Here is an 18,915-nt window from a genome sequence, read left to right as displayed (position 1 = left end):
GACAGAGAATGGGCGTACGCCCAAACAGTATGGGCGACTGCCCAAACTGGCAATCCCCGCTACGATCCGGTGGATGCGCCCCAGGGCGCACGGAGGCGGAACGGAAGAAGGAGCCCATGTCACCGCGCGGAGTGGCGACGCCTGACGTCCGGGAACGGCTGTTCGCGGCCGCCGAGCGTGTCGTGGAGAGGGACGGGCCCGGCGCGCTCACCAGCCGGTCGATCACCACCGAGGCGGGCTGCGCCAAGGGACTGCTGCACGCACACTTCGCGGGACTGGACGAGTTCGTGGCCGAGCTCTGCCTCGACCGGTTCGCGCGGACGGCGGCGAAGGCGCAGGAACTCCCGGGGCTCGCCGGCCAGGGCACGGTGGCACGGAACCTCGAGGCCGTCGCCCTCGCACTGTTCGACTCCGGCGGTCCCGCCATCTCGGGCCTGGCCATGACGCGCCCCGCTGCCGCGCTGCGCATCCGCGAGGCACTGGAAGGCGGGGCCCCCGGCTTCACGGCGATCCAGGAGGCCATCACCGGCTACCTGAAGGCCGAGCAGGAACTCGGCCGGGTGCCGGAGAACGTCGATCCGTGCACGGTGGCGCTCGCGGTCGTCGGCACCGCCCACCACCTCCTGATGACGAGCTGGCCGGGCACGCCTGACCCACGGCCCATGATGACGCGGCTGGTGACGGCGTTCGTCGACAGCTCGAGCAGGTCGTAGACGACCGGACCGAGCATCTCGTGCCCTGCGGTTCAGCAGGCTGTAGTCGGCGGCGACGGTCTCAACGGACCTCGTTAACTCGGTCACAGCCGGGCAACGTCGTCACGGGTCAGCGGTGCCCGTCGTCGCTCATGCCCCGCATCATCAGTGCCATCATGGCCAGACAGGCGAACGCGGCGAACAGCCAGCCGATGCTGACGATGCTGGTGGCGACCAGTACGACCGCGACGATGATCATCGGGACGCAGCAGGCGATCATCATCCATCTGTGACCGCCGTGCCCCTCCTGGTGCTCGCCAGGGCAGGACGGCTGCGGTGCGGGGTGGTGTCGCTGGTGGCTGCTCATCATTCACCTCCGCATGGACTTGGGTGTGTAGCCGAGTTTGACGTACAGCGGGCAGTGCCCCAGCGCACCGGTGACCAGGTCGAGGCCGGCGGCGATCAGCAGTGCCTCCATTCGCCCGTACCGCGGTGGTGTTCACGCCCGAGCGGCCCGGTACCTACGGCTTCATGTGTGGAATGAACATGATTCACGGCACAGGAGGAGGACACCCCGTGCAGCGCCCGGCTCGTCGTTCCCTCCCTCGGCGTCGATGCCGAACTGCGCTACTTTCGGCAAGACAGTGATGAGGTGGCTGACGTACCTGCCGGGCGGCACGAGTTCTCCAGCGGGACTGGCATGATGCACGGCCGATCGTGGCACGCGGTCTTGGCGGCCTGGTCCATGTGGACACGGGCCTCGGGGTTGTCGAGCATCGCCCTGTAGTGTCCCTCGCTCTCCCACTGGGCGTAGTTGACCACCCGCTTGCCGTCGAGGGAGGCGTGGAAGTTGGCGCAGACGAAGCCGGGTCGGCGTGCGCGACGGCGCGCTTGATGGTCGTGGACTGCATCCGTTTACTCCTGGACCTCTGCGGCGGTCAGTTTCTTCCAGTGGACGGTGCGATCGCACCAGCGGTCCAGGAGCACCTGGTCGTGGCCGACGGCCAGCAGTCCGGCGCCGGTGGCGGTGCGGTACTCCTCGACGGCTGCCACCAGCGCGGCGGCGGTGGAGGCATCCAGCATCGCGGTCATCTCGTCGCAGATCAGCCAGCGCGGACGCAGGACGAGAGCGCGTGCGAGGCAGGCGCGTTGGAGTTGGCCGTCGCTGACCTCGTGGGGGCGGCGGTCCATAAGGTCGGGTGTGAGGCCGACGGCCGGAGCCAAATCGGCCAGGCGCTCTGGAATTTCGTCGCGGCGGCCGGTGGCGCGCAGGGGCTCGGCGATCAGGTCGGTGAGCCGCAGCCGGGGGTCGGCGGAGAGACGGGGCTGCTGGAAGACCACGCCGATGGCGGTGCGCTGGGTGCGTGGGGCACGGTAGCGCCAGCCGCGTACGGGTTCACCGTCGAGGGTTACGGTGCCGGCCTCGGGGCGGTGGAGCAGAGCCGCGACCCGGGCGAGGGTGGACTTGCCGCAGCCACTGGGCCCCAGCAGGCCGACGCTCTCGCCGGGGGCGAGGGCCAGGGTGGCGTTGCGGACGACGGGGGCTCCTCTGCCGTATCCGGCGGTGATGTCGTGCAGTTCAAGCACGGAGGTCCTCCGGTACGTGCGGGTGGTGGCAGGCGATGCCGTCGGCCTGCTGGGGCAGTGCGGTGCAGGCGTGGGTGGCCCGCTCGCAGCGTGGGGCGAAGGCGCAGCCGTCGGGAAGATTGCCGAGTTCGGGCGGCATGCCGGGGATCGGGGTGAAGGCGCGGTGGGGGAGGGCCTGGAGGAGACCTCGGCTGTAGGGGTGGCGGGGACCGGGGGCGCCGAAGAAGGCTTTCGCTTCGGCGAGTTCGACGATCCGGCCCGCGTACATCACGGCCACGCGATCGGCGATGCGCTCGGCGGCGGCCAGGTCGTGGGTGATCACGAGCAGGCCCCGATGGCCGGTGTCGGCGTGGCGGCGCAGTTCGTCCACGGTGTGGTCGACCAGGTCGCGGTCGAGGCCGGTGGTGGGTTCGTCGGCCAGGAGCAGGGGTGCGTCGCCGACGAGGGCGAGGGCGGTGGCGGCGCGCTGGGCCAGGCCGCCGGAGAGTTCGTGCGGGTGGCGGTCGAGGTGGCCGGCAGGAAAGGCGGCGCGTTCTGCGGCTGCCTCGGCCGCGGATCGTACGGCTGCCCGCCCTCGCGCGTGGGTCAACGCGGCCACGGTTTCTTCCAGCTGGGAGCGGACGGTGCGCACGGGCGTGAGGTGCGCGGCGGGGCTCTGCGGGATGAAGCCGATCAGGCGGCCCCGTACCGTTCGCGCCAGCGTGCGTTCGTCGGCGGCGAGCAGGTCGAGGTCGCCGAGGCGGGCCTGGCCCGCGGCCTGGGCGTTGGCGGGCAGCAGACCGAGCAGGGCGGAGGCGAGGACCGATTTGCCGCAGCCGCTCTCGCCGATCAGGGCGAGACACTCGCCGGGCGCCACGTCGAAGTGCGCGTCGGTGACGGCGGCGATCCGCCGTCCGCCCGGCATGAGGAAGCGCACGGACAGCCCGCGTACCGAGAGGACCGGGGTTCGGGCGGTCACAGCATCAGCTCCGATCGGCGGCGGGGGTTGATCCGTTCCCGCCAGGCTCCGGCGAGCCCGGCGATGGCGAGGGTGGGGATGATGATGAACAGGCCGGGGAAGAGGGTGGGCCACCACTGCCCGGCGAGCAGCGAGCCCCGCGCGCCCTGGATGAGGTTGCCCAGGCTGGCCAGGTGGGTGGGCAGGCCGAGGCCGAGGAAGGACAGCGCGGACTCGTGCCACATGGCGTGCGGCACCATCAGGACGGCGGCCAGCGCGGCCTGGGGCAGCACGGCGGGCAGCAGATGCCGTACCGCCACCCGCCACCGGGAGGCGCCACCGGAGACGGCTGCGTCGATGTAGGGGCGGGCGCGCAGGGACAGCACCTCGGCGCGGACGATCCGGGCGGTGGACAGCCAGTGGGTGAGCGCCACCGACACGACCACCGGCCACACCCCAGGCCGGAACATGGCCACGATGAAGATGCCCAGCAGCAGGTGCGGCACGGAGGAGAACGTGTCGACGACCCGCATGAGACCGCGGTCGGCCCAGCCGCCCAGCGCCCCGGCGATCGCCCCGACGGCCGTGCCGATCACCGTCGCCGTGAGCGCTGCCGCCACCCCGACCAGGAGGGACACCCGCAGGCCGTAGACGCAGCGCAGGAGTAGATCCCGGCCGAGATCGTCGGTGCCGAATGGGTGCGACCAACTCGGCGGCAGCAGTTTCGAGGACAGGTCGACGGCCTGCTGGTCGAGGTGGACCAGGGGCGGGACGAGGAGCACGGCCAGTACGATTGCGGCCACCAAGACGACGGAGACGCGTACGCGTACCGCCCGAGTGGAGCGGCGGCTGGTGCCGTAGGACCGCCAGGCGGGATCCGCCGTGGCCGTGGGTTCACATGTCACTGAACTTCACCCTCGGGTCGAACAGGCCGTACAGCAGGTCGGCGAGGAGGTTGCCGACGAGCACCGCGGCGGTGGCGAGCGTGGTGAGCGCGGCGAGCAGCGGGAAGTCGACGGCGGTGGCCGCCTCCACGGTGGCCGCCGCGATGCCCGGCCAGCTGAAGACGCTCTCCACCAGCAGGGCACCGGTGATGAGTTCGGGCACCCGGGAGCCGACCAGGGTGAGGACCGGCAGCAGGCCGGAACGCAGGGCATGGCCGAGCAGGACCGTTCGCTCGCTCAACCCCCGGGCGCGGGCGCCGCGTACAGGGTCCTCGGCGAGTGCGTCGCCGACGCCCTGACGGACGTACAGGGTGAACCAGGGCAGCTGGGAGACGGCGAGCACCCCGGCCGGCAGCACGAGGTGACTGGCTACCTGATGGGCTGTGACCTGCTCGCTCGCGGTGTCGGTCAGACCGCCCGCCGGGAGCACGCCGAGCTGGAGGGCGAACAGCCAGACGGCCAGGAGGGCCAGCCAGAAGACCGGCGCCGCCTCCAGCGAGTAAGCCACCGAGGTGATCACCCGGTCGAGCGCGGATCCAGGACGGCGGGCGGCCAGCACACCCAGCACCGTGCCCGCCAGCACGGCCACCACGAACGCGACCGCGCACAACAGCGAGGACCAGACGAGGCGTTCGCCGATGACGTCGGCCACCGGCTGTCTCAGCACGCTGGACTGGCCGAGGTCGCCCGTGAGGGCCGCGGTCAGCCAGTGCCACCAGCGGGAGGTGAACGGCTGGTCCACGCCCAGGTTCCCGCGCAGCCGCTCCAGCGTTTCGGCGTCGGCGCCAAGGGCGGCCGTGCCGGCGTATGCCTTGACCGGGTCGAAGGGTGAGGCGGCGGCGATCGCGAAGACGCCGAAGGTCACGACGAGCAGGATCGGGACGGCAAACAGCAGCCGCCGCCCCGCCAGTCGTGCCATCGCTCCCCAGGGAAGGGAGGGCCTCACTTCTTCGGCTGCCAGGCTTCGAGGTTCCACCACGGGCCGGAGGCGAAGCCGTGCTCGTGCGGCTCGACCTGCGTGGTCAGGCCCTCCCAGCGGTCGGCGAGGACGTACACGTGGTCGATGTGGGTGAGGAAGGTGTAGCCGGGGTTCTTCACCAGTTCGCGCTGCAGGCTGTCGTAGGCGGCCTTGCGGGCCGTCGTGTCCGAGCTGTGGCGGCCAGTGTCGAGAGCCTTGTCCACGACCGGGTCGTCGTAGCGGGCCATGTTGTTGAAGCCGTCGCCGGCAAGGGAGGAGTGCAGCAGCGTGTAGAGGCCGTAGTCCGGGTCGCCGCTGCTGCCGAAGCCGGCCAGGACCGCGTCCGTCTTCATCCGCGGCTCGATCACCTCCCAGGTGGCGCTCTCCACCTTCACCTCGATACCGGCCTTCTTGGCGTCGGAGGCGTAGGCGAGGGCGTGGTCCTGGCGGACCTTGTCCCCGGAGGGGTAGAGGAGGGTGAACGAGGCCCGCTGCCCGTCCTTGGCACGGATGCCGCCCTCGCCGCTCTTCCAGCCCGCCTCGTCCAGGATGCGCCTGGCCTTGGTGAGGTCCTGCTTGCGCTCGATGCCCTTGGCGAACCAGGGGTCGTCGACCGGCAGCGGCCCGTACGCCGGACGCCCGGCGCCGTCGAGGATCTTGTCGACCATGGCCTGCCGGTCCACGGCCGCGTCCAGGGCCTGGCGGATGGCGTGGTCGCCGGTGACCTTGTTCTCCTGAGGAAGGGTGACCGTGCGGAAGTCGTACGTCTTCGCGTCGTAGGTCTTCTTCGCCTTGTCGTTCTTGAAGGTGGCGGCGAGGTTGGGCGGCAGGATCGCGCCGTCGAGGTCGCCGGACCGCAGCCGGGTGGCCCGCACGTCGTCGTCCTCGATGATCGCCATGGTCACTTTCTTCACCTTCGGTGCACCGCCCCAGTAGTTGGGGTTGGCCTTGAAGGTGAGCTTCTCGCCCTTGCTCCAGGAGGCGAGCAGATAGGGGCCGGTGCCGATCGGCTTGGTGTTGAAGGAGCCGGTGTTGGGGTCCTGCTTGGCCGCGACGTGTTCGGGGACGATGGGCAGCACCGTACGCCCGGCGAAGGGGGCGTACGGGTATTTGAGGGTGAAGACCACCTTGTCGTCACCCGCTGCCCGCACGTCCTTGATGGCGTCCAGTTCGCTGCGGTTGGTGTTGTTGGTCTTCGCGTCGAGGATCGTGTCGTACGTGAAGACGACGTCGGCGGAGGTCAGCGGCTTGCCGTCGGAGAACTTCACGCCGTCGCGCAGGGTGTAGGTGTAGGTGAGGCCGTCGGCGGCGACCTCGGGCAGGGCTTTCGCCAGCGCCGGTCTCAACTTCAAGCCGGCGTCCCGGGCCAGCAGACCGTCGAAGATCTTCGAGTTGCCGTCCTTGCCGTAGCCGAGCAGCGGGCTGAGCGTGTCCGGCTCGGAGGCCACGCCGATCACGACGGAGTCGGCCGCCTCGCCGCCTCCCGTGCCGTTGCCGGGGGCCGAGCAGGCGGCGACACCCGTGAGTATCGCCGCAGCGGCGGCTGTCCGTATCCGTCGGACCGTCATGGACCTCACACCCTTATTGCTGATCAATAGCTGTTGCATGCTAGTCGCAATAAGGGCTACCCGGGTCGGTGGGCGGACAGTCCGCCGCGGTGTCACGCCGTGGACACCTCCCGGCGCACCTCCCGGTGCTGCATGCGCCGGATCCGGGCCGGGTGAGTCAGCACGGGCTGGAGCTGGTCATGGCCGCCTGCTCGCACTTCGAGGTGCACCGCGAGCCGGTCGGCAAGCGGATGATGGCGGCGGTGATGCCGGCCGACGATGCCCTCGGAGACACGGCCGGCCGCCCGGGCCGACGACGCTGACCAGGAGAAGAGGGTGACGCGGCCGGTTGACGCTCCGGTGACCGATCGGCCCGGGGAGCGTTGGGCTGGGCAGGGCGCGTGCACCGGTGTCCAGAGGTCCCCGGCTTGGTTCCTGCTGTCGCGCCGGGGCCATGGCAGACGTCCCTTGGCCGTCACCGACCCGGTAACCGGCCGAGGGACGTCGCGGATCAGGCGGCTTCGTCGTGCCCCCTGCAGCTGGTGTATGCGCTGTAGGACTGCCGGTCCGGGTCGGCGATCGGCGAGAGGCACGACGCTGTAGACGTGGTGGGAGGATTACTCGGGTGATGGCAAGAACCGCTGATATCGAGCAGGCAGTCGAGGTGCTGCGCACCGGCGGCCTGGTGGCCCTCCCGACCGAAACCGTCTACGGTCTGGGCGCCGACGCCGAAGATCCGGCCGCCGTTGCGCGCATCTTCCAAGTCAAAGGGCGCCCGCCGTCCCATCCGCTGATCGTCCACATCGGCGGCGCGGAACACCTGGACGACTGGGTCCAGGAGGTGCCCGCCACCGCGCGCCTGCTGGCCGAGCACTTCTGGCCGGGACCGCTGACGCTGGTCCTGCGGCGCGGCCGACGGGTGCCGCTCGAAGCGACCGGCGGATTGGAGACGGTGGCCGTGCGCGTCCCCGACCACCCCGTGGCGCTGGCGCTGCTGTCGGCCTTCGGTGGCGGTGTCACCGCTCCATCCGCCAACCGCTTCGGCTCGGTCAGCCCCACCACCGCGGACCATGTCCGGGCGGAGCTCGGTGATGCCGTCGACTTCGTGCTGGACGGCGGCCCCTGCGAGGTGGGTGTCGAGTCGACCATCGTCGACGCCACGGGCGACATCCCGAGCATCCTGCGGCCCGGCGGGGTGACCCGCGAGGACCTCGAAGCGGTGCTGAAGTGCCCGATCACGGTCCCTTCGACGAGCCAGGTCCGGGTGCCGGGCCAGCATCCGTCGCACTACGCGCCCCGGGCGCGGGTCGTCCTCATCGAACCGGAGAAGGTCGTCGCCGAAGCGGAGCTCGCCCAGGAGCTGGGCCACCAGGTCGGCGTCTTCCTTCCGCCCTCCCTCACCGACGCCCCCGTGAAGGTGCACGCCGTGGTGGCCCTTCCCGCCTCGACGGCAGCCTACGCGCGCGGGCTGTACGGGTTCCTGCGCGAACTCGACCAGCGAGGGTGCGACCTCATCATCGCGTCCCTGCCGACGGAGGAGGGGCTGGGACTGGCGATCGCCAACCGGCTCCGCCGCGCCGCCGGGCCCCGGCCCACGGTGTGACCAGCACCCACGCCGCTCGGTGTTCCCGTCGGCGCGACCAATCCTGACGGCGCCCGTGGAGTCCCTTCCGGCCGCGGCACATTCCCGGGCAGCCGCGGCCGGGTGGTCAGGAAGCGGTGGCGACGTGCGTGTCGAGGCCGCGGGCCGCGACGAGCTGCGCGCTGCCGTCGGCCAGCCGGTAGCACAGGCCCACCACGGCGGCCTGGCCGGCGGCCACCTTCTCGGCGAGGACGCGAGAGCGGTCCAGTAGCAGGTCGACGGTGTGCCTTACGTGCTCGGCGAGGACCTCCTGTGGCTCCACCCGTCCGGCGGCTCGCGCCGCCAGCACGCTGGGGGTCACCCGCTCGACGACATCCCGGATGTAGCCGGCCGGGGCCATGCCGTCCTCCAGCGCGGCGCACGCCGCGCCGACCGCGCCGCAGGAGTCATGGCCGAGCACCACGACCAGCGGGCAGTCCAGCACGTCAACGCCGTACTCGATGCTGCCCAGCACTTCCGCCCCCACCACGTGGCCGGCGGTGCGCACCACGAACAGGTCGCCCAGGCCGCGGTCAAAGATGATCTCGGCGGCCAGCCGGGAGTCGGAACACCCGAACAGCACGGCGAAGGGCTGCTGGCCCGGGGCGATCTCGGCGCGGCGGGTGGCGTCCTGGTTCGGGTGCTCGGGGGCGTTGGTGACGAAGCGCTGGTTACCGGCCAGCAGCAGTTCGAACGCTTCCGAGGGCGTCGGAGTGGGGATATCGCTCATGGCCTGCAGCCTACGAGACGGCACCAGCCGTCGCACCGCCTGATCGCCTCGGTCGTCGCCGGGGCGGCCGATCCCGGCGCCTTGGGCATCATCCCCGGCCGCGACGCCAGGGCGGCCTCGGCCCGGGTCCCCGGCACCACCCAGTCGCCACGCCTCCTGCGGCCAGCTGCCGTAACGCCTGGTTCGACTCCGGCTGGCTTCACCGGACGAGTTCGCTGCGACCAGGGACCGTTCAGGACTGCCCTGAGTTCGTGCCGTGGCCGAGGAAGGGCAACCGGTAGGGCGGGGGGCAGTGGCCGGCCGTCAATGCCGGTCATTAGTGGGCGACTAGCCAAACCATCGTCAGCCTGCCCAGGCCAGGTTGAGCGCTGGTTCGGAAGAAGCCATCCGACAGTGATCGAGTCATGCCGTTGTGCCGACAGCAATGGGACGGTTACGCAGTGCCGTCCCGGGCGGGGGTCTGACTCATGAGATCTATGACCGAAGTGTCCAGTCACGGACCTGTCGACTGCCGTTGCGGGATGCTGCCTGCCACCGAGCCACAGGGCGTGTCCCTATAGGGGCCTTGCCGAGTTTCAGGCGCCATCACGGTTCAGACCGCCCGAGCAGGCCGGTGTCATTCACCCGGCACGTCACCACGCGGGAGGCGAACCACCATGACGATCAGACAGCGCAGCACCTCCTCGAGCACGGATCCTCCCGTGCGGAAAGAGGTCGTGCTGGGCGTGGACACGCACGGCGAGGTGCATGTCGCCGCCGTGATCTCCCCCCTGGGGGAAGTCCTGGGCAGCGCGTCCTTTCCGGCCACGGCGGCTGGCTATCGGCAGCTGCTCGTCTGGGCCCGCAGGCGGGGGACGGTGCGCCGGGCTGGCGTGGAGGGCACGGGCACCTTCGGCGCGGGCCTGTCCCGCTACCTGCTGGCCCAGTACGTCGAGGTATACGAGGTGAACCGGCCGGATCGCTCGGCCCGCCGGCTGCTGGGGAAGTCGGACCCGCTCGATGCCCAGGCCGCAGCGCGAGCCGTGCTCAGCGGTCGCGCCCGGGCCCGGGCCAAGTCCGGCGACGGTCCAGTGCACAGCGCCCGGATATTGAAACTCGCCAAGGACTCCGCAGTCAAAGCCCGTACCCAGGCGATCAACCAGCTCAAAGCCGTCCTGGTCATCGCCGACCCCGCACTGCGGGAACGACTGTCCAGCCTGGGCAACCGCGAGCTGTTCCGCACCTGCGCACGCCTCGGCCTACCCGCCGGTGGGGGAGACGAGGACGCGGTGGCCCAGGCCACCCACCTGACGTTGCGCATGCTCGCCGAGCGCATCGAACAGCTCACCGAGCAGATCAATGAGCTGAACCAACGCCTGACCCAGCTCGTCGAACACCACGCCCCACAGCTGCTCGTACCGGTGGGCATCGGTCCGGACAGCGCCGTCACTCTCCTGATCACCATGGGAGACAACCCCGAGCGGCTGAACACCGAGGCGTCCTTTGCTGCCCTTTGCGGAGTCAGCCCCATCGAGTACTCCTCCGGCCGTCGGAGCACGCGCCGGCTCAACTACGGCGGCGACCGACAGGCCAACGCCGCCCTGCACCGCATCGTCTTCACCCGCCTGCGCCACGACCCGCGTACCCAGGCGTACTTCGAACGCCGCACCCAGGAGGGCAAGACCCGACGCGAGATCATCCGATGCCTGAAGCGATACGCCGCCCGCGAGGTCTTCAACCTGGTCAGACCAGTATCCAGCGTCCCCCTGTTATAGGGGCGTCCGTGAGACGTGAGAGGGTCTGGGGCGTGAGTGAGACACCCCCGAACACCCTGCAATACCGCTTCGACGGGCCAGAGGACGCTCCGGTCCTGATCCTGGGTCCCTCACTGGGTACCACATGGCACATGTGGGACCGGCAGATCCCCGAGCTGACGAAGCAGTGGCGGGTCTTCCGGTTCGACCTGCCGGGCCACGGCGGCGCACCCGCACACCCGGCCCCGTCCGTCGGCGAGCTGGCGGCCCGGCTGCTGGCCACGCTGGACGCGGTCGGCGTGCAGCGCTTCGGATACGCGGGCTGCGCCCTCGGCGGCGCGGTCGGCCTCGAACTGGCCCTGCGGCACCCCGAGCGCCTCGCCTCGCTCGCGCTGGTCGCCGCCTCGCCCCGGTTCGGCACCGCCGACGAGTTCCGCCAGCGCGGGGTGATCGTCCGCACCAACGGGCTCGACCCGATCGCCCGGACCTCCCCCGACCGCTGGTTCACCGGCGGGTTCGCCGCCGCCCAGCCCGCGATCACCGAGTGGGCGGTGCAGATGGTCCGCACCACCGACCCGGGCTGCTACATCGCCGCCTGCGAGGCCCTGGCCGGCTTCGACGTGCGGCCCGAGCTGGGCCGGGTCGGCGTGCCGACGCTGGTGCTGGTCGGCTCCGACGACCAGGTCACCGGCCCCGCCGAGGCCCGCACCCTGGTCGCCGGCATCCCGGACGCCCGCCTCGCGGTCGTGCCCGGCGCCTCCCACCTGGTCCCGGTCGAGCAGCCCGCCGCCGTCACCGACCTGCTGGTCCGCCACTTCTCCACCGCCTGGCAGCAGCCCTACGACACCGGTCAGACCGCCCTGCCGGCCGCGCCCGTCCATCCGGCCGTCGCCGCGCCGCCGCAGGCGGGCCCGGTCGCCGAGATCGCCCCCTTCGTGCCGCCGCAGCCGCCCGGGCCGCCGGACCGGTACCAGAGCGGGCTGAAGGTCCGCCGGGAGGTGCTGGGCGACGCGCACGTCGACCAGGAGCTGGCGCAGGCCGACGAGTTCTCCGGGGACTTCCAGGAGTTCATGACCCGCTACACCTGGGGCGAGGTCTGGGACCGGCCCGGCCTGGACCGCCGCACCCGGAGCTGCGTCACGCTCACCGCGCTGATCGCCGGCGGCCATCTGGAGGACCTGGCCCTCCACGTCCGCGCCGCCCTGCGCAACGGACTCACCCCCCACGAGATCAGGGAAGTGCTGCTCCAGGCGGCCGTGTACTGCGGGGTGCCGGCGGCGAGCCGGGCGTTCCGGGTGGCCCGGCAGGTCGTCCGGGAGGAGACCACCCCCGCCGAGTGAGGCCCCAGGCCGCCGCACGCGGCAGGATGGGGAGCCATGAGGCTCACCAAGAAGACCCACGCCTGCGTCCGCCTCGAGAAGGACGGGCGGACGCTGGTCATCGACCCGGGCGGGTTCAGCGAGCAGGACGCGGCGGCCGGCGCCGACGCCATCCTGGTCACGCACGAGCACCCGGACCACTTCGACGAGGGACGGCTGCGGGCCGCGCTGGAGGCCCGCCAGGGCACGGAGATCTGGACCCTGAAGTCGGTGGCCGCCCTGCTCGCGCCGGCCTTCCCGGGCCGCGTGCACACCGTCGGCCACGGCGACGCCTTCACCGCGGCCGGCTTCGACGTGCGGGTCCACGGCGAGCTGCACGCGGTCATCCACCCGGATCTCCCGCGCGTCACCAACGTCGGCTACCTGATCGACGACGGCCGGGTCTTCCACCCGGGCGACGCCCTCACGGTCCCCGGGCAGCCGGTCGAGACCCTGATGGTCCCGGTGATGGCCCCCTGGAACAAGATCTCCGAGGTCATCGACTACGTCCGGGAGGTCCGGCCGCAGCGCGCCCTCGACGTGCACGACGCCCTGCTCACCGACCTCGCCCGCCCGATCTACGACGGCCACCTCGGCCGCCTGGGCGGCACGGACCACCGCCGGCTGGCGCCTGGAGCGTCCGCCGAACTGTGACCCGGGCCGGCTGTCACACCCGGCGGGTAGGTTGTGAGACATGCGCATCGCCACCTGGAACGTGAACTCGATCACCGCCCGCCTGCCGCGGCTGCTCGCCTGGCTGGAGAGCAGCGGCACCGACGTGCTCTGCCTCCAGGAGGCGAAGATCGCCGAGGAGCAGTTCCCGTTCGAGCCGCTGCGGGAGCTGGGCTACGAGGCGGCGGTGCACGCCACCGGCCGGTGGAACGGCGTGGCGGTGCTCTCCCGCGTCGGCATCGACGACGTGGTCAAGGGCCTGCCCGGCGACCCGGGGTACGACGGCGCCACCGAGCCGCGCGCCCTCGCGGCGACCTGCGGCCCGGTCCGCGTCTGGTCGGTGTACGTGCCCAACGGCCGCGAGGTGGAGCACCCGCACTACGCCTACAAGCTCCAGTGGTTCGAGGCCCTGCGGGCCGCCGTGGCCGGTGACGCGGCCGGCAGCCGCCCGTTCGCCGTGCTGGGGGACTACAACGTGGCGCCGACCGACGAGGACGTCTACGACCGGGCCGCCTTCGAGGGCTCCACCCACGTCACCCCGGCCGAGCGCGCCGCCCTGGCCTCGCTGCGCGAGGCGGGCCTCGCGGACGTCGTCCCGCGCCCCCTGAAGTACGACCACCCCTACACCTACTGGGACTACCGCCAGCTCTGCTTCCCCAAGAACCGCGGCATGCGCATCGACCTGGTGTACGGCAACGCGCCCTTCGCCGCGGCCGTGAAGGACGCCTACGTCGACCGCGAGGAGCGCAAGGGCAAGGGCGCGTCCGACCACGCGCCGGTGGTGGTCGACCTGGACGTGTGATGCCACGCTGGGCCCATGAACATTCCGTTCCTGGGCCACCGGCACCACAAGAACGGCCGCGCGGCGCTTCCGGCCGACCCCGAGGCGATCGCCGCGCTGCTGTCCGAGTGTGAGCTGCTCCGCTCGCAGGCGGCCCAGGCGGGCGTCCGGCTCGACGACACCCCGGCCTCCCTGGAGGCCCTGGACCAGCTCGTCCCGCGCTGGCGCGACGACCCGGAGATCCTGCCCTGGCTGGGCAATGACGCGGGGCTGTACGTGGGCACGGTCGTGGTGCGCACCGTGCCCGGCGCGGCCTGGCGGATCCGGGCCGACGGCGAACCGGTCGTGCGGCTCGCCTCCGGCCGTGAATTCGAGCTCGTGCGGGCGGGGCAGGAGTGGGCCGCGAGCGGTGTCCCCGAACTGTCGCAGCTCTACGCCGAGGTCTCCGAGGCCTGAGTCGATCGCGGGCGCGTTCAGCGTCACCGGACGGCTCGGCGCCCAGGCTCCTTCGCCGGGCCCTGATCTCCTCCCCGTCACCGGCCAGTTCACCTCCGCCCCGTGGACGCCGTTCGAGCACGAGGGCGTCCAGCGGCTGCTCCCGCCGGCCGTGCTGCCCGCCGTCGTAGGCCAGTTGACGGTCGTGCTGAGGGACACCTCCCTGGGCTTTCTCATCACGTATGAGGAGTTCCTCCACGCGGGGAAGCTCATCGCGTCCAACCTCGACTACGATTTGCCGTTCATCCCCGTGGTGATGGTGATCGCGCCGATCCGCATCGGGATGTGCACGCTGCTCTCGTGGTTCGCCGGCCGGGTGTCCCGCCGTGGGCAGCGCAGTCCCGGGACCGATGCGGTGACGGTCGTCACGGCCGGTCCGGGGGCGCTGCTGCCGGGTGGGGAACCCCCCACGGCCCCGCGACCGTAGGGGGGGTGGCAGTTCATACGGGCCAGGCTCGTCCGGCGGCAGCCGGAGATCACTGCTCGCGCAAGGGGACGGACAGGTACGACGGGTCGTCCGCCGGCGAGGAGAAGGTCAGCTGCGCGCCGGACGGGTTGTGCTCCGTGTAGAGCGGGTCGACCGTGTCCACCACCAGCGCGAGGCGGTGTCCGGCGGGGACGTCGTAGGCGGTGGAGAACAGGTCGAGGTCCACGTCGAACGGCTCACCGGGCGTCCTGCCGTGCCAGGTGAGGGGCGCGTTGGTCACCAGCTTGCCGAAGCCGAGCGGGCCCACGTCGTACAGATAGGCGATCATGGTGCCGCTCTCCGCGGTCGGGGTGAGCGTGGTGTGCAGCGCCGCGGTGCCGCGCACCCGCTGGGCGGTGCCGTACCGCTCCGACTGCCAGACGGCCGCCCAGCGGCGCGGCAGCAGCGGTATGGACGCCACGGGCGGCAGCTGGGCGACCTGGTCCAGGATGCTGGAGAGGAACACGGTCCCGCCGTCGGCGCCGGAGTCGACGCCCGTGTGGATGGTGGTGGATCCGCCGAGCGCGACCTTCCGGCGGGTCGCGCCGACCGACTTCCAGTCGGGGTAGCCCTCGTACCCTTCCGCGCTGCGGGACTTGAGCTGCACCGGCTGCTCACGGTCGATGCCGTTGTCGGCGCCCTTGAGGTAGTGGTCGAACCACCGCCCGGTGTCCGTCCACACGTCGTTGGGCACTCCGAACAGGCCGGGCAGCTCGGCGGTCGCGTGGTCGCCGGGGCGCAGCTCCAGCCGCTTGGGCACGGTCAACTTCTGGTAGAAATCGGCGTTCTGGTTGGCCGGGAAGACGGTGTCGCCCCAGGCGTCGGCGAGCAGGACGGCGGCGCCGTTGCGGTTCAGCCGGTCGACGTAGGTCGCGGCCGAACGTTTGCGTCCCCAGTCGATCATCTCCTGCTCGTGGGACAGGTCGCCGGCGTAGAGCCGGTCGAAGACCTGCCGGACCTCGGGGCTCTCCCGGCCGGTGAGGGTGCCCACCCCGTCCAGCACGGCGGCCGCCTGGACGTGCTGGGTGCGGCCCGAGTAGATGGAGCCGATCAGGTCGGCCCAGCCGCTGAGCGCGGCGACCGCCCTGATCCGCTTGTCGTGGGCGGCGGCCAGCAGGCTGATGCCGGCGCCGTAGGAGACGCCCGCCATGCCGATGCGGTGCTCGTCGGCCGGGGTGTTGGCCAGTGCCCAGTCGATCACCTTGGAGGCGTCCGCTGTGTCCGGCGGACCGGCCACTTCTATCTCGCCGCCGGACTGCCAGAACCCGCGCGCGTTGTAGGTCAGCACCACGTACCCGGAGTCGGCGAGCTTCTTCGCCTGGGCCAGGTACTCCACTTGGGGGAAGCCCCAGCTCGTGGGCAGCACGACGAGCGGGTAGGTCCGCGAGCCGTCGGCGCCCGCGGGCGTGACGACGTTCGCCTTCAGTACGGTGCCGTCGGCGCCGGTGATGTCCACGAACCGTACGGACGGGGCGGCCTGGGCGGCCGGGGCCAGTGCGACGACCGTACCCGCGACCAGCGCCGTGGCGACGGCTCCGGTGACGGAGGCGCGCAGGCCGGTGCGACCGTTTCTCATGGGGTCACTCCTCACTCGGTGACTCGGTAAGGTGCAAAGTGACCCGACGGTAGCCGTGCGCTCCCGCCGTAAGTAACCCGCCGGTAAGTTACGTACGGGTAAAGGTTGTTGAGGACCCTAGGAGCCCGTCGCCGCGGCTGCCTCCGGCAGCGGCGTCCGGGCCGCCCGGGTCACGTCCGCCACCAGCTCCACCACATCGGGGCCGTACGCCTGCGAGTTGACCACCTTCAGCAGCAGCACGAAGGAACCGGAGCCGTACTTGCGGGCCAACCGCTCGTGGCCGCGCGCCAGGTAACGGGTCGCCGCCTGGTTGGTGATCGCCCGCTGGCCGCAGAACAGGAACACCGGACGGGCCTCCTCGCCCCGGCTGCCCGCGGTGAGCCGGGCCAGCAGCACGTACTCGCTCCTCCCGGCCTCCACGCGGTAGTCCTCGCCGCCGATGTGGAAGGCGCCCGCCTCCGGACCCGACTCCGCCTCGGTGTTCACCCCCACGCCCGGCAGCAGGGAGGAAAGGTGGGCCGCCATCCGGCGGTTGGAGCTGGGCCCGCCGAGGCAGAACTCCGTGCGCTCGCCGAAGCCCTGCTGGGTCGCGTCGTGCGCCACGACCCGGGCGTGCGCGTTGCAGTCCTTGATCAGGGCGGACAGCTCCAGCAGGGCGAACACGTCGTGCCGCATCACCGACAGCTCCGGGCCGCCCGCGTTGCGGTTGACGACCAGCAGCGACTCCGAGTGGTCAGGCAGCCCGAAGAACGCCTGCTTGCGGCGGAGCCGGCGCCGCCACAGGTAGGTCCGGGCCAGCCAGCCCAGTGCGGCACTGACGCCCGCCGCTATGACACCCAGGACGATGTTGCGCACGTCGTCGTTCATGGCCGCGCATGGTAGCGGTCCGGCACGTCCACCACGTACCCGTGTTCGAGGTGTGACGGTCGTGTGGCGGGTGCCCGAGGCGTACTGTCGGTACGGAGGCAATCTCGTTACGCTGCGCGGACTTGTCCCTGCGGGAGGTACGGATGGGTCGTCCTGGCACGCGGAAACTGGCGGTTCTGGCGGTCTCGGCCGTCGTGGTCACGGTGGGAGCGGCCGCGCCGCCCGCCGGGAGGAGCGGCGGCACGGCCAAGAAGGCGCCGGTGGCCGTCGGCTACGGCGGCGCCGTCTCCAGCGTCGACGCGGACGCCTCGGCCGCCGGCATCGAGGTGCTGAAGAAGGGCGGCAACGCGGTCGACGCGGCCGTCGCCACCGCCGCCGCGCTCGGCGTAACCGAGCCCTACTCGGCCGGTGTCGGCGGCGGCGGCTACTTCGTCTACTACGACGCCAGGACCCGCACCGTCCACACCGTCGACGGCCGCGAGACCGCGCCCCTGTCCGCCGACTCGGACCTGTTCACCGAGAACGGCAAGCCGCTCGCCTTCGCCGACGCGGTCAGCAGCGGCCTGAGCGTCGGCACCCCCGGCACGCCCGCCACCTGGCAGACCGCGCTGGACCAGTGGGGCACCCGGCGCCTCGGCACGGTCCTGAAGCCGGCCGAGCGGATCGCCCGCCAGGGCTTCACGGTGGACGACACCTTCCGCTCGCAGACCGCCTCCAACGAGACCCGGTTCCGCTACTTCCCGGACACCGCCAAGCTGTTCCTGCCGAACGGCAGGCTCCCGGTCGTCGGCTCCACGCTCAGGAACCCGGAACTCGCGCGCACCTACGAGGAACTGGGCCGCAGGGGCGTGGCCGCGATCTACCGCGGGGACATCGGCGACGACATCGTCAAGACGGTCGAACACCCGCCGGTGGACCCCGCATCCGGCTGGAACGCGCGCCCCGGCAAGCTGGCGGAGAAGGACCTCGCCGTCTACCGGGCCAAGCTCCAGGCGCCCACCAGGACCTCGTACCGCGGCCTCGGCGTGTACTCCATCGCACCCTCCTCCTCCGGCGGCACGACCGTGGGAGAGGCGCTCAACATCCTGGAGCGCAGCGACCTGTCGAAGGCGAGCCGGGCGCAGTACCTGCACCGCTACATCGAGGCCAGCCGCATCGCGTTCGCCGACCGCGGCCGCTGGGTGGGCGACCCCGCCTTCGAGGACGTACCGACGAAGGAGCTGCTCTCGCAGCGGTTCGCCGACTCGCGGGCCTGCCTGATCAAGGACGACGCGGTCCTCAAGAGCCCGGTCCCGCCGGGGGACCCGCGGCACCCGGCGGCCTGCGGCACCGGCGGCAAGGCGGCCCCGACCACCTACGAGGGCGAGAACACCACGCACCTCACGGTGGCCGACAAGTGGGGCAACGTCGTCGCCTACACGCTCACCATCGAGCAGACCGGCGGCAGCGGCATCACCGTCCCCGGCCGGGGCTTCCTGCTCAACAACGAGCTGACCGACTTCTCGTTCACGCCCGCCGACCCGGCCGTGCACGACCCGAACCTGCCGGGCCCGGGCAAGCGGCCGCGCTCCTCGATCTCCCCGACGATCGTCCTGGACCGCCACGACAGGCCCGTCGTCGCGCTGGGTTCCCCCGGCGGCGCGACCATCATCACCACCGTGCTGCAGACCCTGACCGGCTTCCTGGACCGGCGCCTGCCGCTGGTCGACGCCATCGCCGCACCGCGTGCCAGCCAGCGCAACGCCGCCCAGACCGAGCTGGAACCCGCGCTGTACGACAGCGACCTGCGGGCACAGCTCGAGGCGGTCGGGCACAGCTTCAAGCTCAACCCCGAGATCGGCGCGGCCACCGGCGTCCAGCGGCTGCCGGACGGCAAGTGGCTGGCGGCCGCGGAGAAGGTCCGGCGGGGCGGCGGCTCGGCGATGGTGGTGAACCCGGCGCCGTAACCCCG

The 18,915-nt window shown here is 71.6% G+C and carries 18 protein-coding genes and 1 pseudogene; 10 read left to right on the top strand and 9 right to left on the bottom strand.

Annotated elements, in window-relative coordinates:
* Positions 1 to 116: 116 nt before the first annotated feature.
* The gene (locus ACFYU0_RS17990) at positions 117 to 713 is read left to right on the top strand and encodes a TetR/AcrR family transcriptional regulator (RefSeq protein WP_389302146.1); all 597 of its coding nucleotides are present in this window, start codon (positions 117 to 119) and stop codon (positions 711 to 713) included.
* A gap of 109 nt (positions 714 to 822) precedes the next feature.
* Here the strand turns inward: ACFYU0_RS17990 and ACFYU0_RS17985 are convergent, their stop codons facing one another.
* From ACFYU0_RS17985 to ACFYU0_RS17960, 6 genes are all read right to left on the bottom strand, one after another.
* Complete coding sequence (locus ACFYU0_RS17985) at positions 823 to 1,059, bottom strand: hypothetical protein (RefSeq protein ID WP_389302144.1); 237 nt, start codon at positions 1,057 to 1,059, stop codon at positions 823 to 825.
* Positions 1,060 to 1,607: 548 nt separating this feature from the next.
* A complete protein-coding gene (locus ACFYU0_RS17980) occupies positions 1,608 to 2,279 on the bottom strand; it encodes an ABC transporter ATP-binding protein (protein WP_389302142.1) in 672 nt (223 codons plus the stop codon).
* On the bottom strand, positions 2,272 to 3,237 hold the full coding sequence (locus ACFYU0_RS17975; protein WP_389302141.1) for an ABC transporter ATP-binding protein: 966 nt from the start codon (positions 3,235 to 3,237) through the stop codon (positions 2,272 to 2,274). Before ACFYU0_RS17975 ends, ACFYU0_RS17980 begins: the two co-directional genes overlap by 8 nt.
* A complete protein-coding gene (locus ACFYU0_RS17970) occupies positions 3,234 to 4,121 on the bottom strand; it encodes an ABC transporter permease (RefSeq protein ID WP_389302138.1) in 888 nt (295 codons plus the stop codon). The genes ACFYU0_RS17975 and ACFYU0_RS17970 overlap by 4 nt, the downstream gene beginning before the upstream one ends.
* Positions 4,111 to 5,079 carry an ABC transporter permease gene (locus ACFYU0_RS17965; protein ID WP_389302136.1) on the bottom strand — a complete coding sequence of 323 codons (969 nt, stop codon included), beginning with the start codon at positions 5,077 to 5,079 and terminating at the stop codon, positions 4,111 to 4,113. Before ACFYU0_RS17965 ends, ACFYU0_RS17970 begins: the two co-directional genes overlap by 11 nt.
* Before the next feature lie 23 nt (positions 5,080 to 5,102).
* The gene (locus ACFYU0_RS17960) at positions 5,103 to 6,686 is read right to left on the bottom strand and encodes an ABC transporter substrate-binding protein (protein WP_389302133.1); all 1,584 of its coding nucleotides are present in this window, start codon (positions 6,684 to 6,686) and stop codon (positions 5,103 to 5,105) included.
* A 152-nt stretch (positions 6,687 to 6,838) separates the two neighbouring features.
* On the opposite strand from ACFYU0_RS17960, the gene ACFYU0_RS17955 reads away from it, so the two are divergent.
* Together ACFYU0_RS17955 and ACFYU0_RS17950 are read left to right on the top strand one after the other, a co-directional pair.
* The gene (locus ACFYU0_RS17955) at positions 6,839 to 6,988 is read left to right on the top strand and encodes a hypothetical protein (RefSeq protein ID WP_389302131.1); all 150 of its coding nucleotides are present in this window, start codon (positions 6,839 to 6,841) and stop codon (positions 6,986 to 6,988) included.
* A gap of 305 nt (positions 6,989 to 7,293) precedes the next feature.
* The gene (locus ACFYU0_RS17950; protein ID WP_389302128.1) at positions 7,294 to 8,268 is read left to right on the top strand and encodes an L-threonylcarbamoyladenylate synthase; all 975 of its coding nucleotides are present in this window, start codon (positions 7,294 to 7,296) and stop codon (positions 8,266 to 8,268) included.
* 106 nt (positions 8,269 to 8,374) lie between these two features.
* Here the strand turns inward: ACFYU0_RS17950 and ACFYU0_RS17945 are convergent, their stop codons facing one another.
* Complete coding sequence (locus tag ACFYU0_RS17945; RefSeq protein ID WP_389302125.1) at positions 8,375 to 9,016, bottom strand: carbonic anhydrase; 642 nt, start codon at positions 9,014 to 9,016, stop codon at positions 8,375 to 8,377.
* Between the two features lie 656 nt (positions 9,017 to 9,672).
* Between ACFYU0_RS17945 and ACFYU0_RS17940 the strand changes: the two genes are divergently transcribed.
* The 6 genes and pseudogenes from ACFYU0_RS17940 to ACFYU0_RS17915 all read left to right on the top strand — a co-directional run.
* Positions 9,673 to 10,770 carry an IS110 family transposase gene (locus ACFYU0_RS17940; protein ID WP_389302122.1) on the top strand — a complete coding sequence of 366 codons (1,098 nt, stop codon included), beginning with the start codon at positions 9,673 to 9,675 and terminating at the stop codon, positions 10,768 to 10,770.
* Between the two features lie 32 nt (positions 10,771 to 10,802).
* A complete protein-coding gene (gene pcaC / locus ACFYU0_RS17935) occupies positions 10,803 to 12,089 on the top strand; it encodes a 4-carboxymuconolactone decarboxylase (RefSeq protein ID WP_351671722.1) in 1,287 nt (428 codons plus the stop codon).
* A gap of 36 nt (positions 12,090 to 12,125) precedes the next feature.
* Positions 12,126 to 12,761 (top strand): MBL fold metallo-hydrolase, encoded by a 636-nt coding sequence (locus ACFYU0_RS17930; RefSeq protein WP_389302118.1) that lies wholly within the window; start codon positions 12,126 to 12,128, stop codon positions 12,759 to 12,761.
* A gap of 40 nt (positions 12,762 to 12,801) precedes the next feature.
* Positions 12,802 to 13,581: an exodeoxyribonuclease III gene (locus ACFYU0_RS17925; RefSeq protein ID WP_351671716.1), complete on the top strand. Its 780-nt coding sequence runs from the start codon at positions 12,802 to 12,804 to the stop codon at positions 13,579 to 13,581.
* Positions 13,582 to 13,596: 15 nt separating this feature from the next.
* Positions 13,597 to 14,016 (top strand): DUF6278 family protein, encoded by a 420-nt coding sequence (locus tag ACFYU0_RS17920; protein ID WP_351671713.1) that lies wholly within the window; start codon positions 13,597 to 13,599, stop codon positions 14,014 to 14,016.
* A gap of 148 nt (positions 14,017 to 14,164) precedes the next feature.
* Positions 14,165 to 14,482: pseudogene (locus tag ACFYU0_RS17915) on the top strand (amino acid ABC transporter permease); the annotation flags it as partial.
* A gap of 49 nt (positions 14,483 to 14,531) precedes the next feature.
* Here ACFYU0_RS17915 and ACFYU0_RS17910 read toward each other — a convergent pair.
* Together ACFYU0_RS17910 and ACFYU0_RS17905 are read right to left on the bottom strand one after the other, a co-directional pair.
* Positions 14,532 to 16,097, bottom strand: coding sequence for an alpha/beta fold hydrolase (locus tag ACFYU0_RS17910; RefSeq protein ID WP_389302114.1), 1,566 nt, complete (start codon positions 16,095 to 16,097; stop codon positions 14,532 to 14,534).
* A 117-nt stretch (positions 16,098 to 16,214) separates the two neighbouring features.
* On the bottom strand, positions 16,215 to 16,964 hold the full coding sequence (locus ACFYU0_RS17905) for a hypothetical protein (protein ID WP_351671707.1): 750 nt from the start codon (positions 16,962 to 16,964) through the stop codon (positions 16,215 to 16,217).
* 143 nt (positions 16,965 to 17,107) lie between these two features.
* Here ACFYU0_RS17905 and ggt point away from each other — a divergent pair, with 143 nt between their 5' ends.
* A complete protein-coding gene (gene ggt, locus ACFYU0_RS17900; protein ID WP_389302111.1) occupies positions 17,108 to 18,910 on the top strand; it encodes a gamma-glutamyltransferase in 1,803 nt (600 codons plus the stop codon).
* The last annotated feature ends 5 nt before the right edge of the window (positions 18,911 to 18,915 follow it).

Origin of the sequence: Streptomyces sp. NPDC003720 (assembly GCF_042875075.1) — a bacterium.
GTDB lineage: Bacteria > Actinomycetota > Actinomycetes > Streptomycetales > Streptomycetaceae > Streptomyces.
This window is presented reverse-complemented; position numbering and strand designations above follow the sequence as displayed.

Coding starts and splice junctions, on each gene's coding strand:
- ACFYU0_RS17930 (WP_389302118.1), top strand. CDS start 12,126: ATGAGGCTCACCAAGAAGACCCACGCCTGCGTCCGCCTCGAGAAGGAC.
- ACFYU0_RS17910 (WP_389302114.1), bottom strand. CDS start 16,097: ATGAGAAACGGTCGCACCGGCCTGCGCGCCTCCGTCACCGGAGCCGTC.
- ACFYU0_RS17985 (WP_389302144.1), bottom strand. CDS start 1,059: ATGAGCAGCCACCAGCGACACCACCCCGCACCGCAGCCGTCCTGCCCT.
- ACFYU0_RS17945 (WP_389302125.1), bottom strand. CDS start 9,016: ATGAGCGATATCCCCACTCCGACGCCCTCGGAAGCGTTCGAACTGCTG.
- ACFYU0_RS17965 (WP_389302136.1), bottom strand. CDS start 5,079: ATGGCACGACTGGCGGGGCGGCGGCTGCTGTTTGCCGTCCCGATCCTG.
- ggt (WP_389302111.1), top strand. CDS start 17,108: ATGGGTCGTCCTGGCACGCGGAAACTGGCGGTTCTGGCGGTCTCGGCC.
- ACFYU0_RS17960 (WP_389302133.1), bottom strand. CDS start 6,686: ATGACGGTCCGACGGATACGGACAGCCGCCGCTGCGGCGATACTCACG.
- ACFYU0_RS17990 (WP_389302146.1), top strand. CDS start 117: ATGTCACCGCGCGGAGTGGCGACGCCTGACGTCCGGGAACGGCTGTTC.
- ACFYU0_RS17950 (WP_389302128.1), top strand. CDS start 7,294: ATGGCAAGAACCGCTGATATCGAGCAGGCAGTCGAGGTGCTGCGCACC.
- ACFYU0_RS17940 (WP_389302122.1), top strand. CDS start 9,673: ATGACGATCAGACAGCGCAGCACCTCCTCGAGCACGGATCCTCCCGTG.
- ACFYU0_RS17920 (WP_351671713.1), top strand. CDS start 13,597: ATGAACATTCCGTTCCTGGGCCACCGGCACCACAAGAACGGCCGCGCG.
- ACFYU0_RS17905 (WP_351671707.1), bottom strand. CDS start 16,964: ATGAACGACGACGTGCGCAACATCGTCCTGGGTGTCATAGCGGCGGGC.
- ACFYU0_RS17925 (WP_351671716.1), top strand. CDS start 12,802: ATGCGCATCGCCACCTGGAACGTGAACTCGATCACCGCCCGCCTGCCG.